Genomic DNA, 12889 nt, shown 5'->3' with positions numbered 1-12889 from the left:
CCTCAGTCCTTTCGTATCAGTGTGATTTTTTCAGCCCGGCAGATGCGCGAACCTGTTCAAGAATGGCCGTCCAGTCTTCGCGCCCGCGCCCGGCGGCGCGTGCCTGGTTGTAAACTTCGCGGGAGGCCGCGCCCAGCGGCATCGGAACGTGGAGCTGGTTGGCCACGTCGAGGGCGATCCCCAGATCCTTATGCGCAAGGTCGATCATGAAGGCGGGAGAAAGATCCCCTTTCAGCACCTTGTTCGGCCAGGATGTCGTGAAGTGGCCTTTACCCGCAGGCGTACCGCTCATGACCTTGAGCGCCACGTCAAAGGAGAGGCCAAGCGCTTCGCATAGCACGGCGGCCTCGGCGGAAAGGGCGTTCAGGGCAATGCTCATGTAGTTATTGATAAGCTTCACGCGAATGCCCATGCCTGGCCCGCCGGCGTTAATCAGCTCATTGCCCATCGCCATTAAGACCGGGGTGGCGCGCTCAACCTGCTGCGCCGTGCCGCCTGCCAGCAGGAGCAGCGTGCCGGCGATGGCATGGTCAGAGGTGCGCCCGACGGGCACGTCCATCAGGCTGAAGCCTTGCTCAGCCATGTCGCGTATCAGCGCGTCGGTTTGCAGCGGGTGAATGGTGGACATATCAATCACCAGTGCGTCGCGGGATAACCCTTCGCACACGCCGTGCTCGCCGAACAGGACGCTGCGTACCAGGTCGCCGTTTGGCAGCATGGTGATGACGAATTCCGCGTCCGTTGCTGCCTGCGCGGGCGTTGCCGCCGCCCGAGCGCCGCTCTCTGCCAGCGCCTGAACCGCCTGCGGGTTCACGTCAAAGACGTTAAGCTGGTGGCCTTGCTTCAACAGATTCTTCGCCATTGGCGCGCCCATCTGTCCTAAGCCGATAAATGCGATTGCTGACATGCCTTTCTCCTGTCACATCGTGTCAATTTTTGCGCGTTTATGTTGTCTGTTTTTGATCGTATTTGTAATTTATAGTCAAAAAATTGACACGGGTCACTTTTTAAACATTTGGTGAAATTAAAATGAAGACATCTGAAATCGCAGAAGGAATCACCATGACTCGCATCGTTTGTGTCGGCATTACCGTGCTGGATCGCATCTGGTATCTCGATGATTTACCAAAAGAAGGTGGGAAATATGTCGCAAAAGACTATACGGAGGTGGGCGGCGGCCCGGCGGCAACGGCGGCAGTGGCGGCGGCGAAACTGGGCGCGGAAGTGGATTTTATTGGCCGGGTGGGTGATGACGATACCGGCAGACGGCTGCTCGCGGAGCTGGAATCCCTGGGGGTGAAGACCCGCTACACGCGCGTGTTTAAGGGGGCCCGATCGTCACAATCGGCGGTGCTGGTGGACGCAAGCGGAGAGCGTGTGATTGCCAACTACCCCAGCCCCGATCTCCCTGCGGCGGCAGACTGGCTGCATGAAATCGACTTCTCTCAATGGGATATTGTCTTAGCCGATGTGCGCTGGCATGACGGGGCAAAACAGGCATTTACCCTGGCCCGTCAGCAGGGCGTTCCGACGTTGCTGGATGCGGATGTCACCCCGCAGGACATCGCGGAGCTGATCGCTTTAAGCGATCACGCGGCCTTCTCCGCGCCAGGGCTGCGGCGCCTTACGCAGCGGGACGAAACAGAAAATGCCCTGAGAAAAGCACAAACGCTCACAAATGGACATGTGTATGTTACGCAGGGGCGAGACGGGTGCTTCTGGCTGGAAAACGGCGCATTGTGCCATCAGCCCGGCTTTGAGGTGAACGTGGTGGATACCACCGGGGCGGGCGACGTGTTTCACGGTGCGCTGGCGGTCAGCCTGGGGCAGCAATGGCCCGCCGCAGACGCCGTGCGTTTTGCCAGCGCCGTCGCAGCGCTGAAATGCACGAAGCCCGGTGGACGCGCGGGTATACCTGACTGTGATCAAACCCGCTCTTTTTTGTCACTTTTTGTATAAAATGCGGGGCGTGATGGTTTTCAGAGGACAGCCCATGAGCCTTACCGAACTGACCGGCAACCCGCGTCACGATCAGCTGCTGACGCTGATTGCCGATCGCGGCTATATGAACATTGATGAACTGGCGCAGCTGCTGGATGTCTCCACGCAAACCGTGCGCCGGGATATCCGTAAGCTCAGCGAGCAGGGGCTGATCACCCGTCATCACGGCGGCGCAGGCAGGGCATCCAGCGTGGTCAACACGGCGTTCGAACAGCGTGAAGTCTCGCTTACCGAAGAGAAACGGGCGATTGCCGAAGCCATTGCGGACTATATTCCCGATGGCTCGACTATTTTCATCACCATCGGCACGACCGTAGAGCACGTTGCCCGGGCGCTGCTCAACCATAACCACCTGCGCATTATCACCAACAGCCTGCGGGTGGCGCATATTCTGTATAAGAATCCGCGTTTTGAAGTGATGGTGCCTGGCGGCACGCTGCGCCCGCACAATGGCGGGATTATCGGGCCTGCGGCAACGGCGTTTGTGTCTGGTTTTCGGGCGGATTATCTCGTGACCAGCGTGGGGGCAATTGAGCACGACGGCGCGATGATGGAGTTTGACGTCAATGAAGCCAGCGTGGTGAAAACCATGATCGCCCACGCTCGCCACATTCTGCTTGCGGCCGATCATACGAAATTTACCGCATCCGCGGCGGTAGAGATTGGCAACGTGGCGCAGGCCACGGCACTCTTCACCGATGAGATGCCTGGCTCGGCTCTGCAAACTCACCTGAAATCCAGTAAGGTTGAAATCATCCTGGCCAGTACCAGCGATGATATTGCCTGAAGCAAAAAAAGCCGCTGAGCTAACAGCGGCTTAAATATTTTTATTTGAAGCTGTATTTCACCCCTAACATCCCCTGCGTATCGCTGTAGCCTTTATCGCCTATCTGCTGAGCCACGTTGCCCCATACGCTAAGCTGCGGCGTAATCTGCCCCTCTACGCCGGTCTTGAGTTCACCGATATTGCGCGTACCACGCATGTCATTGCTGATGTCATCCATGCGGATACGCGTGGTCTGGGTGTTGTGGATCCAGTTCGCTTCGATAAACGGCTGGAAGGTCCGTGATTTACCGTCGTCAATCGCGTTATGTCCGCTGATGTAGGCCTTCACGCCGAGACGTGTCATCAGGTTGCCCTGAGTCTCGTCTTTCACCCGCGTGCCGTTGCGCTCGCGATGATCGTCAGCCTGCACGTCCATCCAAACGGCCTGCGCTTTCGGCTGGATCCAGTAGCTGTTGCGGTCGCTTTCGCCCACCTTAACGCTATAGCCCGCTTCAACAGAGGCGGTCACGCCGCTGGAACGATAACTCTCAGTGGCCTGATCCTGCCCCATTACCTTATTGTCGAACCAGTTATACAGCACCCAGCTATCAACGTAGGTGCCACTTTTATCCGCCTCGTTTGCGTACCAGGTACCATACAGACCGACGCTATAGCCATTCACTTCACCGCGTGAGCGGTAGCCGGTCAGGCTGGAAGCGCTCCGGCTGTGGCTGTTGCCGTAGCCTGCCATCAGGCCAAGATGCCAACGGTCCAGGCCATCGGTGCTCCACTGGGCGACATCGCCACCCAGCTGCAGCACGTACCGATTGGCGGTGGTTTTTAGCTGGCCGCTGCCGTCGTTAAAACGCGTATGACCGCCGATGTTACGCATCCACAGGCTCGTCACTTTCTGCTCGCCCGTAAGCATGTCGGTGTACTGCGTTTCACCCAGACGATCGTGCAGACGGGTCATAAACAGCGTATTGGCCGCATAGCTGTTTGCCAGATAGCTGCCAAATTCCGGGCGATACTGGTGCTCGCTTTTCGGTGGTGCGGCTGGGGGGACCGGCTCTTGCGGCGGGATCACCGGGTCAACGGGCGGATCTACCGGGTCCACTGGGTCAACAGGTGGATCTACGGGGTCGACCGGTGGGTCTACAGGATCAACGGGCTCGACCTGGCTGGTCAAAAACCAGTTTTTACCTTTTTGCACCACGTTATAGTCATAGCCCCCCGCCACGATACGGCTGGCCTTCTCAAACGTCCCCTCAGAGTTGCCGCCAACGCTGACAATTTCAATCCCTTCTACGGTTTGCGCGCCGGCACCGCCAATGTTGTTCACTTCCACCCCGGTATGACCGGAGGTGTTGCCTTCAACGATCAGTTTGTCCGTTTCCGAAGTGTCGTCAAACAGCACGGTATTGAAAACCAGCTTGCCGCCGTTGCCGATAAAATCATCCTTGATGGTCAGCGTTTGCCACGCCGCGTCCTCTGCATGCTGGAAATTAATCGTGCCGCCCGCATTCAGCGTCAGGCTGGTCAGCGTGGAGCTGTCGCGCAGATTCCAGACGGCATCATTCATCGTCAGTGCGATAGTACCGGTACCCGCGGCGTTGCTCTCAATGAAGGACGCCCCGTTCCACAGGGAGTTGTCATCCATAGTCAGCGTAATGGTACTGTTTTGTGCCGGAAGCGCGCTGGTGGCCGCGACGCCGCCTGCGGAAAGGATATCGCCGTTGAGGATGAACTTGCCTCCTGCGGACGCATCAATCACCCCGCCGTTACTGGCGTTCAGGGCATAGCTACCGCTGTCGCGCTGGCCTGCGGTGGTAATGGTTGCACCACCCGCGAGCGCTATCACGCCGCGCGACCAGGCATACATCCCGTGCGGCGCCTGCGCGGAGCTGCTGGTTTTCTCGCTGCTGTTTACCGCAATGGTGACGTTATCTCCCAGATTCACCGCACCGGTGTAAGCGTAGACGCCATGCGCACTGGCACCGTTGGTCGTAATGGTGGCGCCTTCATCAAGGGTGATGGTTGACGAGCCGGTAGAATAAACCCCGGAGGCACTGGCCGCGTCGGTGGTAATCGTCGCGCTTTTGCCTAGCTCAATTTTTGACGCAGAGCCCGCGTACAGGCCATAGGCCGATGTGCCGTACGTTTCGATGGTCGCCACATCTCCCAGCCGGACGTATGAGCCGCTCTGGTTGGTACGAATGCCCTCAGCGTAAGTCCCGCGCGTCACAATATGCGCACGATCGCCGACGATAACGTTATTTTTTGCCTTTGAGGCATCATTCAGTGCATAAGCGCTAATCCCGCGCCCGGTGCTGCCCGTGGTTTCGATATAGAGATCGTCACCCACATAAATATTGGCGGAGCCGAGAGAACCCTGACTGAAGGAGCTGTACCCGGCATTGATGCCGTCACCGCTTTGGCCATTAACGTAGATGTGGGTGCGGTCGCCGGTAATGATAAATACCGGGTTGGCCGGCGTGTTCATCCCGTGGGTACGAATACCGTCGACGTCTTTACCATTATTGGCAGCCACTTTTGACTGGGTGCGAATAGTCAGATCGTCACCAAATATCACGCCCGGGCTGCCGGACGTGGAGTTCTGAATAACGGTAACGGAATGCTCAAAGGCTTCCGCCCCAGGCCCTTCGAGGGTGATCCCATCTCCGTAAATCGGGATATTCCCCGGGCTGTACTGGTAGACATAGTTAGGATCGCCGGTATTTTTGCTAAAGTTCGCGTTTGCCGTTGCAGGTATCAGCGCCTGTATTTCTGCAGGTAAATCCGTTACCGCTCCGGAGGCAGGTAAATTAGCAAAATCTATTACCGCTGCATGTGCGGTAAATAGCGCTGACGTTAACGCCAGCGAAATCGCAGCGGCGACTGGTGAGTGTTTCATTAAATATGGCATGACTGCCCCCTTTCTTTCAGGCGTAGAACATCCTCCACACCATTAAATGTGGGTAGGTAAACAGGTTGAAATTACAAAATAGAAACGAGAACTTTATGAATACTGGTGCCTAACTTCCTCTCAAGTCGTATTTTATGAACATAAATTTTTTTAACATCAATGCCGTCTGATTTTATAATCTCCTGGAGGCAAGCACCTGACAAAAATCTGTTCAGTAACGTAAATTCAACAGCGTTCAACATGCTGCCGCGTCTGCTATTTAACCGTCTCCCGGAGAAAAGATGGCTGATTTTTTCCTTTAATATAATGTCGTTGTCATTCGAATAAATAATTCCCTTTATTTCACTGCGCTGCATGAAAAAATAATTGGCCAATGCTTCCAGCTTGCGGTCTGTGATAATCACGATGTTCATGTTAGTTCTCACCAGACGTTCAATCCATTGCGGATCGGCAAGTACGCGCAGGTTGCAAAACGAAAAGTCTACAAATATAAAGCCGCGTAATAAGTGATTCTTGTTTCCTTGCAATATTTTATTTTCTACTGCAATCTGCAGGAAATGGTTACCACCAGGCCAAACTGCGAATGAGGCATTTCCACAATATTGTGAACGTACTGCGTTATCTGGAAATAACTGACAGGACAATTCACAGCTCATACAGCGGACAACCTTATGCGACGATGTCATCATCCAGTCCACTCCTGTCTTATTTTCACTGTCAATATTTCACTGCCATCCAAATGTGTCAATCTTGAAACATATCTCGTGCCCCTCTCTTGTTTATGATAAATAGTGGTGAAGAATATAAATTCCTGGTGATGTCTATTTTGTCAGGCCGTAGCCATAGCGAAAGGACATACTTTGGTCATCGTATTCCAGGACTATTCTTCAGCCCCTTAAGATTATTCGACAAAAAAAATACCGGAGGATGATTTACGAAATAGCACTAATAGCTAAAGATTCGTTTCTTAAATCGGCCGTAACGACAGTCTTTTCGCGACTTGGGGCTCAATATAATGAGTGGGCCGGGCGAAGTGTAATGAAATCTCATTATGTCGTTTTAGATGAGAGAAACCTAAGAAAACTGCCTTTTAACTGATTGAAAAACAATGTGTTATTTTTAATCTTAGTTGGGGTGGTATCGCGTCCTGATCCTTCTGTCCTATACTGTTGTTAAATATACGTATATCTTTCTGGTGTATATAGTTAAGGGTTGTTATTGCTGAGGAAAGGAAAATTGTATCTTATTAACAAATTGGTCGAGTATGATCCAGAAAACAAAAACCTGGTAAATCATATTACCGGGCGCTCGATACAATTGCAGCTTCCTGCCAACCTCTGTTTTCTTTATCTCATCACCCATCCCGGAGAAATAATTTCGCAAAACCAGTTAATGGTGGTGGGATGGGGGGAGCGCAATGACGTCACTACGCCGAATACCTTTTACCAGGCTATTTTGACATTACGTAATGCCCTCGCTGAGGTGGGCTTACCGCGCGATACGGTAAAAACGATTTCGCGTCGCGGGCTTATGCTTTCCGAGGCTACCGAGGTTGAATTATTTGTCCCAACCGCTGAGCCAGTCATAGCCAATAAAGACGTGCTCGTTGCCAAGGGCGCCGCGAGGCAGAGGCCAGCCTGGCTGATAATAACGACCGCAACGCTTTTGTTGATCGCGCTTATCAACGGGGGAATATTATATAAAAAGCACCAGAACATGCCGTTTAGTCACTACATTCCCCTTTCAACGGGCAGCACGACCCAGGCCTGCCAACTTTTTTATGCACCTAACGAACATATTCAGGATCATTACGTGCGCCTGCTAAACAATAATCCCGGTCTGTGTGCCGAAAAACGATACGTTTTTCTCGTCGGCTATAGTAAAACGGAGCGAATCGCGGCGTTTGTCTGTAATAACGATGCGCGAAGGGACGCGACGGCGTTATGTACCACCCATTATTTTTGGGCGCACGAAAAATGATGACTCTCCGGAACCGTATCATTTTGCTGGCGGCATTTCTGGCGGCCGCTGCCACCAGTGGCTGGTTAGCTTATTCGCATTTATCGAGTACGCCGATACGCTGTACGGGAGATGTGGAATGGACGATTGGTAAAAACCGATTTGTGGGTACGGTTTCCTGGCGGATGCAGCATCGGGAGGGGTCTACGGTTATTAACGGTAAATTATTTGGTCAGACGGTTACTGAAGTTAATCGTACCATCTATTTTCACTACAGTGACCATGAGAACGCGCGCGTGTTAAATAACAATCGTATTGTTAAAACCTTTGCCGATAATGCGGATGAGGCTGATATCAACGCAACGCTACCGGGTTTTTACCGCACGCCGGGTAGGGAGCTGAGCCTGATGATCGATGAGTATCGGGGGGCCTGGATTTTTGCCGCGTCAAACGTCCCTTCGCTTTACTGTCGTAAAAACGCGCCGTAAAAATCGATCGCACACCTTAGACCGCATCCATAGTCAAATCTCTTTATTCCCGCTACAGTTACCTCTCCACGGCGAGCAGGAGATAAACATGCTTTATATCTTTGATTTAGGAAACGTCATCGTCGATATCGATTTTAATCGCGTGTTGGGTGCATGGAGCGATTTTAGCCGCGTGCCGCTGGCGACCTTAAAGCAGAATTTCGCGATGGGCGAGACCTTCCACCAGCATGAGCGCGGTGAAATCAGCGATGAAGCATTCGCTGAACGTTTCTGCCAGGAGATGGGGCTTTCGTTAAGCTATGAACAGTTTTCCCACGGCTGGCAGGCGGTATTTGTGGCGGTTCGCCCTGAGGTGATCGACATCATGCACAAACTGCGCGAGCAGGGGCATCGGGTCGTTGTGCTATCAAATACCAACCGTCTGCACACCACGTTCTGGCCTGAGGAGTACCCTGAAGTTAAGGCGGCGGCAGATAAGATCTACCTCTCGCAGGAGATGGGGATGCGTAAGCCTGAAGCGCGAATCTATCAGGCTGTTCTGCAGGCAGAGGGATTCACCGCGGCCGATGCGGTCTTTTTCGACGACAACGCCGATAATATAGAGGGAGCTAACCAGTTGGGTATTACGTCAATTCTGGTGACCGGAAAAGAGACGATACCAGACTACTTTGCGAAGCAGCTATGCTAAAAACCGTTCATCAAAAAGCCACGCACCATACTCGCCCGCTGCGGGCCTGGCTGAAACTGCTCTGGCACAGGATTGATGAGGACAATATGACCACGCTGGCGGGTAACCTCGCCTACGTGTCGTTGCTCTCATTAGTGCCTCTGGTGGCAGTCATCTTTGCCCTGTTTTCCGCCTTTCCGATGTTTGCGGATGTCAGCCTGCAGCTTCGTCATTTTGTCTTCGCGAATTTCATTCCGGCAACCGGGGATGTCATCCAGAACTACATTGAGCAGTTTGTTGCTAACTCCAGCAAGATGACGGCAGTGGGGGCATGTGGTCTTATTATCACCGCGCTGCTGTTGATGTACGCCATCGATAACGCGCTGAACACGATCTGGCGGAGTAAAAAAGCGCGGCCAAAGGTCTATTCCTTTGCCGTGTACTGGATGATCCTCACGCTGGGGCCGCTGCTGGCCGGGGCGAGCCTCGCGATCAGTTCGTATCTGCTCTCCCTGCGCTGGGCGAGCGATTTAAACGGCGTGATTGATAATGTGCTTCGCATCTTTCCGTTGATCCTGTCGTGGCTCTCGTTCTGGCTGCTCTATAGCGTGGTGCCGACCACGCGCGTGCCTAACCGCGATGCGGTCGTGGGGGCGCTGGTGGCGGCGTTGCTCTTTGAGCTCGGTAAGAAAGGGTTTGCCCTTTACATCACCATGTTTCCGTCCTATCAGCTGATTTACGGCGTGCTGGCGGTGATCCCCATTTTGTTTGTCTGGGTCTACTGGACCTGGTGTATCGTCTTGCTTGGTGCTGAAATAACTGTCACTCTCGGTGTATACCGCGAACTTAAAAAAGCAGCAGAAGCTGAAAAACAACAAGAAGCAGACCAACCATGATTGCATTGATACAGCGCGTAACCCGTGCCAGCGTCACCGTGGAGGGAGAGGTGACGGGTGAAATTGGCCCAGGACTTTTGGTGTTGTTAGGTGTCGAAAAGGATGATGACGAACAAAAAGCCAACCGCTTGTGTGAGCGCGTGCTGGGCTACCGTATTTTCAGCGATGCGGAAGGCAAGATGAACCTGAACGTCCAGCAGGCGGGCGGCAGCGTGCTGGTGGTTTCCCAGTTTACGCTGGCAGCGGATACCGAGCGCGGCATGCGCCCGAGTTTCTCGAAAGGCGCCGCGCCGGATCGTGCAGAAGCACTTTACGAGTACTTTGTTGAGCGTTGTCGCCAGCAGGAAATGAATACGCAAACCGGACGATTCGCTGCAGATATGCAGGTATCGCTGGTGAACGATGGCCCCGTCACATTCTGGCTCCAGGTATGAGCATACTTACGGCGTGGCCGCGGGTAACAAGAGAGAGTACAGCTATGTATCACCTTCGAGTACCGCAAACGGAAGAAGAGTTAGAAGCCTATTACCAGTTCCGCTGGGAAATGCTTCGCAAGCCATTACATCAGCCAAAAGGCTCTGAGCGCGACGCCTGGGACGCGATGGCCCACCATCAGATGGTGATGGACGAAGAGGGCAACCTTGTGGCCGTCGGGCGTTTGTATATCAACGCCGATAACGAAGCGTCTATTCGCTTTATGGCGGTTCATCCCTCCGTGCAGGACAAAGGTCTGGGGACGCTAATGGCGATGACCCTGGAATCCGTCGCCCGTCAGGAAGGCGTTAAGCGCGTCACCTGTAGCGCCCGCGAAGATGCCGTGGAGTTCTTCGCTAAACTCGGTTTTGTGAATCAGGGTGAAATCACAGCCCCGCAAACCACGCCGATTCGTCATTTTTTGATGATCAAACCCATCGCCACGCTGGACGATATTCTGCATCGCGCCGACTGGTGCGGACAGCTGCAGCAGGCCTGGTATCAGCACATTCCGCTCAGCGAAAAAATGGGCGTACGCATTCAGCAGTACACCGGACAAAAATTTATTACCACCATGCCGGAAACCGGCAACCAGAATCCGCACCACACCCTGTTTGCCGGAAGTCTTTTCTCACTGGCCACGCTCACCGGCTGGGGGCTTATCTGGCTGATGCTGCGCGAGCGCCATCTGGGCGGCACCATCATTCTGGCCGATGCCCACATTCGCTATAGCGCGCCGATAAGCGGCAAGCCGACCGCCGTGGCCGATCTGGGATCACTGGGTGGCGATCTTGACCGTCTGGCACGCGGTCGCAAGGCGCGCGTACAAATGCAGGTTGAACTGTTTGGCGATAAAACGCCGGGCGCGGTGTTTGAAGGCACCTACATTGTTCTTCCGGCGAAGCCTTTTGGCGCGTATGAAGAGGGCGGGAACGAGGAGGAGTAATCTCCTGTTTACGCTCCCCGGGCGTGCTGAATCCGCCCGGCGATATCCCGCATAACATCTCGCGCTGATTGGCTAATTCCACCAAGCTGGAAGAAGCCATGTATTACTCCCAGCCATCGCTGAGCGGTACACGTCACTCCTTGCTCCGTGAGGCGTTGAAACAGCGCCTCACCTTCATCGCATAACGGATCGTACTCAGCGGTAACGATATGGACAGCTGGCAGGCCGCTGAAGTCTTCTCGCCACAGCGGGCTAACCTCAGGATGCTTACGGTCGGCTCCAGCCAGATATATTTCATAGCCGCTCAGCAGGGTATCGCGAGTAATTACGTAATCCATGCCGTTGAGGGTATAGCTTTCAAAACTGGCCGTGGCGTCGAGCATGGGGTAGATAAGAATAAGCTGTACAGGCTGCCAGAGCCCTTTAGCCTTAAGCCGCAGCGCCGTTACCAGCGCAAGATGTCCCCCCGCGCTGTCTCCGCAAAAGGTGATCCGGTTTTTATCCACGCCCAGTTTATCCGCATATTGCCAGACCAGATCTGCACCTTTTTCCGCATCGTCATGTGCGGCGGGGAAGGTATGCTCCGGCGCCAGCCTGTATTGAATCGCAACCACCCGGCAATTGCCGTAGCAGGCTAACTGACGGAGCTGGTTGTCATGGGTATCAAAGCCGCCGCTGATAAAGCATCCGCCGTGGTAGTAGATGGCAGCAGGCAATAGTTCAGGCGCATTGAGAGGCGAAAATACCCGAAAGGTCAAATCCTCTAGAACAAGCGTTTCAACCTGGACACGAGTTTCTTTTTCCCCAGCCAGCGCTGTGCTGGCGACATATCCGCTTCTCCGGTCATCAATACTCTGCTTTCGCGAGGAAGGTCGTCCTGCGGCAATAAACTCCTGTACCAGCTTATCAATACCCTTCTCCAGAGCCATGGTTACGTCCTTTTACTGTTTTTTTATACAGTTTATAGCCTGGTTTACAGCAGATGAAAACAGAGAAATGTTGAGAGGTGCATATTGTGGAAAGCGGCTCGCAAAATCGATCATTCCCTAAAAAACGTCCTTTCACTCTAAATTGATAAAGAGTATTTTGCCTGAAAATTAACCAAAGATGATATACTAAGGTGATATATGAGCGTTTTGGCGGAACTTGATATGGGCAGAATACTTATCGATTTGTCTGATGACGTGATTCAACGTTTGGATAACCTCAAGCAATTGCGAAATCAACCACGTGCTGAACTGCTTCGCGAAGCGATAGAGCTGTATCTCGACCAGCAGAGTTCTTCTGTTATCCGAAATGCGCTTGGTCTGTGGGGAGACAGAAAAGAGGACGGGCTTGAGTATGAACGCAAGCTGCGTGAGGAGTGGTAATCATGGAGCACATGGCAGTGTTTGATACCAATATTCTCATTGATCTCTTCAACAACCGTGTTGAAGCTGCGGATGCGATTGAGAATACCGCGTCGCATCGTGCCATCAGCTTAATTACCTGGATGGAAGTGATGGTGGGCGCTCGCAGGCATGGTCATGAAGCGAAAACGGCAGCCGTGATGGGCGCTTTTGAAATTATTGATGTGTCTCGGGATATCGCGGAAAGAAGCGTTTTACTACGTGAGAAGCATGGAATGAAACTGCCTGATGCTATCATCCTAGCTACAGCGCAGAGCAGAAAATGTCCGTTGGTTTCTCGCAACACGAAAGATTTTGCGGGTATTGACGAGGTCCTTACGCCTTACCAGGTGTAGGCCGGGCAAGCACGCGCCGCCC

The 12889-nt window shown here is 53.5% G+C and carries 14 protein-coding genes; 10 read left to right on the top strand and 4 right to left on the bottom strand.

The genetic code is table 11. The features are described 5' to 3' along the window. Nucleotides 1-16 precede the first annotated feature (16 nt). Nucleotides 17-907 (bottom strand): sulfolactaldehyde 3-reductase, encoded by an 891-nt coding sequence (gene yihU / locus C6A40_RS18065; RefSeq protein ID WP_045336252.1) that lies wholly within the window; start codon nt 905-907, stop codon nt 17-19. Nucleotides 908-1062: 155 nt separating this feature from the next. On the opposite strand from yihU, the gene C6A40_RS18060 reads away from it, so the two are divergent. Then, the gene (locus tag C6A40_RS18060) at nt 1063-1959 is read left to right on the top strand and encodes a sugar kinase (protein ID WP_045336250.1); all 897 of its coding nucleotides are present in this window, start codon (nt 1063-1065) and stop codon (nt 1957-1959) included. Nucleotides 1960-1993: 34 nt separating this feature from the next. After that, nucleotides 1994-2788 (top strand): DeoR/GlpR family DNA-binding transcription regulator, encoded by a 795-nt coding sequence (locus tag C6A40_RS18055; protein ID WP_021242785.1) that lies wholly within the window; start codon nt 1994-1996, stop codon nt 2786-2788. A gap of 40 nt (nt 2789-2828) precedes the next feature. Here the strand turns inward: C6A40_RS18055 and C6A40_RS18050 are convergent, their stop codons facing one another. Further along, nucleotides 2829-5693 (bottom strand): autotransporter outer membrane beta-barrel domain-containing protein, encoded by a 2865-nt coding sequence (locus tag C6A40_RS18050; RefSeq protein ID WP_045336248.1) that lies wholly within the window; start codon nt 5691-5693, stop codon nt 2829-2831. A 71-nt stretch (nt 5694-5764) separates the two neighbouring features. After that, complete coding sequence (locus tag C6A40_RS18045) at nt 5765-6382, bottom strand: hypothetical protein (protein ID WP_045336247.1); 618 nt, start codon at nt 6380-6382, stop codon at nt 5765-5767. A gap of 547 nt (nt 6383-6929) precedes the next feature. Here C6A40_RS18045 and C6A40_RS18040 point away from each other — a divergent pair. The 6 genes from C6A40_RS18040 (at nt 6930) to fabY (ending at nt 11123) form a co-directional block, all read left to right on the top strand. After that, nucleotides 6930-7673 (top strand): winged helix-turn-helix domain-containing protein, encoded by a 744-nt coding sequence (locus tag C6A40_RS18040; RefSeq protein WP_032654221.1) that lies wholly within the window; start codon nt 6930-6932, stop codon nt 7671-7673. Then, nucleotides 7637-8140 carry a hypothetical protein gene (locus tag C6A40_RS18035; protein WP_239991054.1) on the top strand — a complete coding sequence of 168 codons (504 nt, stop codon included), beginning with the start codon at nt 7637-7639 and terminating at the stop codon, nt 8138-8140. Before C6A40_RS18040 ends, C6A40_RS18035 begins: the two co-directional genes overlap by 37 nt. Nucleotides 8141-8228: 88 nt before the next feature. Beyond that, nucleotides 8229-8828 (top strand): glucose-1-phosphatase, encoded by a 600-nt coding sequence (gene yihX / locus C6A40_RS18030; RefSeq protein ID WP_008501839.1) that lies wholly within the window; start codon nt 8229-8231, stop codon nt 8826-8828. Next, nucleotides 8822-9703 carry a virulence factor BrkB family protein gene (locus C6A40_RS18025; RefSeq protein WP_039265628.1) on the top strand — a complete coding sequence of 294 codons (882 nt, stop codon included), beginning with the start codon at nt 8822-8824 and terminating at the stop codon, nt 9701-9703. The genes yihX and C6A40_RS18025 overlap by 7 nt, the downstream gene beginning before the upstream one ends. Then, complete coding sequence (gene dtd / locus C6A40_RS18020; protein WP_008501836.1) at nt 9700-10137, top strand: D-aminoacyl-tRNA deacylase; 438 nt, start codon at nt 9700-9702, stop codon at nt 10135-10137. The genes C6A40_RS18025 and dtd overlap by 4 nt, the downstream gene beginning before the upstream one ends. Before the next feature lie 44 nt (nt 10138-10181). Then, nucleotides 10182-11123: a fatty acid biosynthesis protein FabY gene (gene fabY, locus C6A40_RS18015; protein WP_153064012.1), complete on the top strand. Its 942-nt coding sequence runs from the start codon at nt 10182-10184 to the stop codon at nt 11121-11123. Between the two features lie 8 nt (nt 11124-11131). Here the strand turns inward: fabY and C6A40_RS18010 are convergent, their stop codons facing one another. Then, complete coding sequence (locus C6A40_RS18010) at nt 11132-12052, bottom strand: alpha/beta hydrolase (RefSeq protein ID WP_045336240.1); 921 nt, start codon at nt 12050-12052, stop codon at nt 11132-11134. Nucleotides 12053-12250: 198 nt separating this feature from the next. On the opposite strand from C6A40_RS18010, the gene C6A40_RS18005 reads away from it, so the two are divergent. Together C6A40_RS18005 and C6A40_RS18000 are read left to right on the top strand one after the other, a co-directional pair. Continuing rightward, complete coding sequence (locus C6A40_RS18005; RefSeq protein WP_015569912.1) at nt 12251-12493, top strand: ribbon-helix-helix domain-containing protein; 243 nt, start codon at nt 12251-12253, stop codon at nt 12491-12493. 2 nt (nt 12494-12495) lie between these two features. Beyond that, nucleotides 12496-12867: a type II toxin-antitoxin system VapC family toxin gene (locus C6A40_RS18000; protein WP_084832108.1), complete on the top strand. Its 372-nt coding sequence runs from the start codon at nt 12496-12498 to the stop codon at nt 12865-12867. The last annotated feature ends 22 nt before the right edge of the window (nt 12868-12889 follow it).

It is taken from the genome of Enterobacter sp. GER_MD16_1505_Eko_090 (assembly GCF_003331015.1).
In the GTDB taxonomy this organism is placed as follows: Bacteria; Pseudomonadota; Gammaproteobacteria; order Enterobacterales; family Enterobacteriaceae; genus Enterobacter; species Enterobacter roggenkampii.
Note: the sequence above shows the minus strand (reverse complement) of the source record. Positions and strands in the feature narration are given on the sequence as shown.

Bases quoted from the DNA above. Each gene is read 5' to 3' on its own strand.
- C6A40_RS18000 (WP_084832108.1), top strand. From the start codon at position 12,496: ATGGAGCACATGGCAGTGTTTGATACCAATATTCTCATTGATCTCTTC.
- dtd (WP_008501836.1), top strand. From the start codon at position 9,700: ATGATTGCATTGATACAGCGCGTAACCCGTGCCAGCGTCACCGTGGAG.
- C6A40_RS18055 (WP_021242785.1), top strand. From the start codon at position 1,994: ATGAGCCTTACCGAACTGACCGGCAACCCGCGTCACGATCAGCTGCTG.
- C6A40_RS18005 (WP_015569912.1), top strand. From the start codon at position 12,251: ATGAGCGTTTTGGCGGAACTTGATATGGGCAGAATACTTATCGATTTG.
- fabY (WP_153064012.1), top strand. From the start codon at position 10,182: ATGTATCACCTTCGAGTACCGCAAACGGAAGAAGAGTTAGAAGCCTAT.
- C6A40_RS18025 (WP_039265628.1), top strand. From the start codon at position 8,822: ATGCTAAAAACCGTTCATCAAAAAGCCACGCACCATACTCGCCCGCTG.
- C6A40_RS18010 (WP_045336240.1), bottom strand. From the start codon at position 12,052: ATGGCTCTGGAGAAGGGTATTGATAAGCTGGTACAGGAGTTTATTGCC.
- yihX (WP_008501839.1), top strand. From the start codon at position 8,229: ATGCTTTATATCTTTGATTTAGGAAACGTCATCGTCGATATCGATTTT.
- C6A40_RS18035 (WP_239991054.1), top strand. From the start codon at position 7,637: ATGTACCACCCATTATTTTTGGGCGCACGAAAAATGATGACTCTCCGG.
- C6A40_RS18060 (WP_045336250.1), top strand. From the start codon at position 1,063: ATGACTCGCATCGTTTGTGTCGGCATTACCGTGCTGGATCGCATCTGG.
- C6A40_RS18045 (WP_045336247.1), bottom strand. From the start codon at position 6,382: ATGATGACATCGTCGCATAAGGTTGTCCGCTGTATGAGCTGTGAATTG.
- C6A40_RS18050 (WP_045336248.1), bottom strand. From the start codon at position 5,693: ATGCCATATTTAATGAAACACTCACCAGTCGCCGCTGCGATTTCGCTG.
- yihU (WP_045336252.1), bottom strand. From the start codon at position 907: ATGTCAGCAATCGCATTTATCGGCTTAGGACAGATGGGCGCGCCAATG.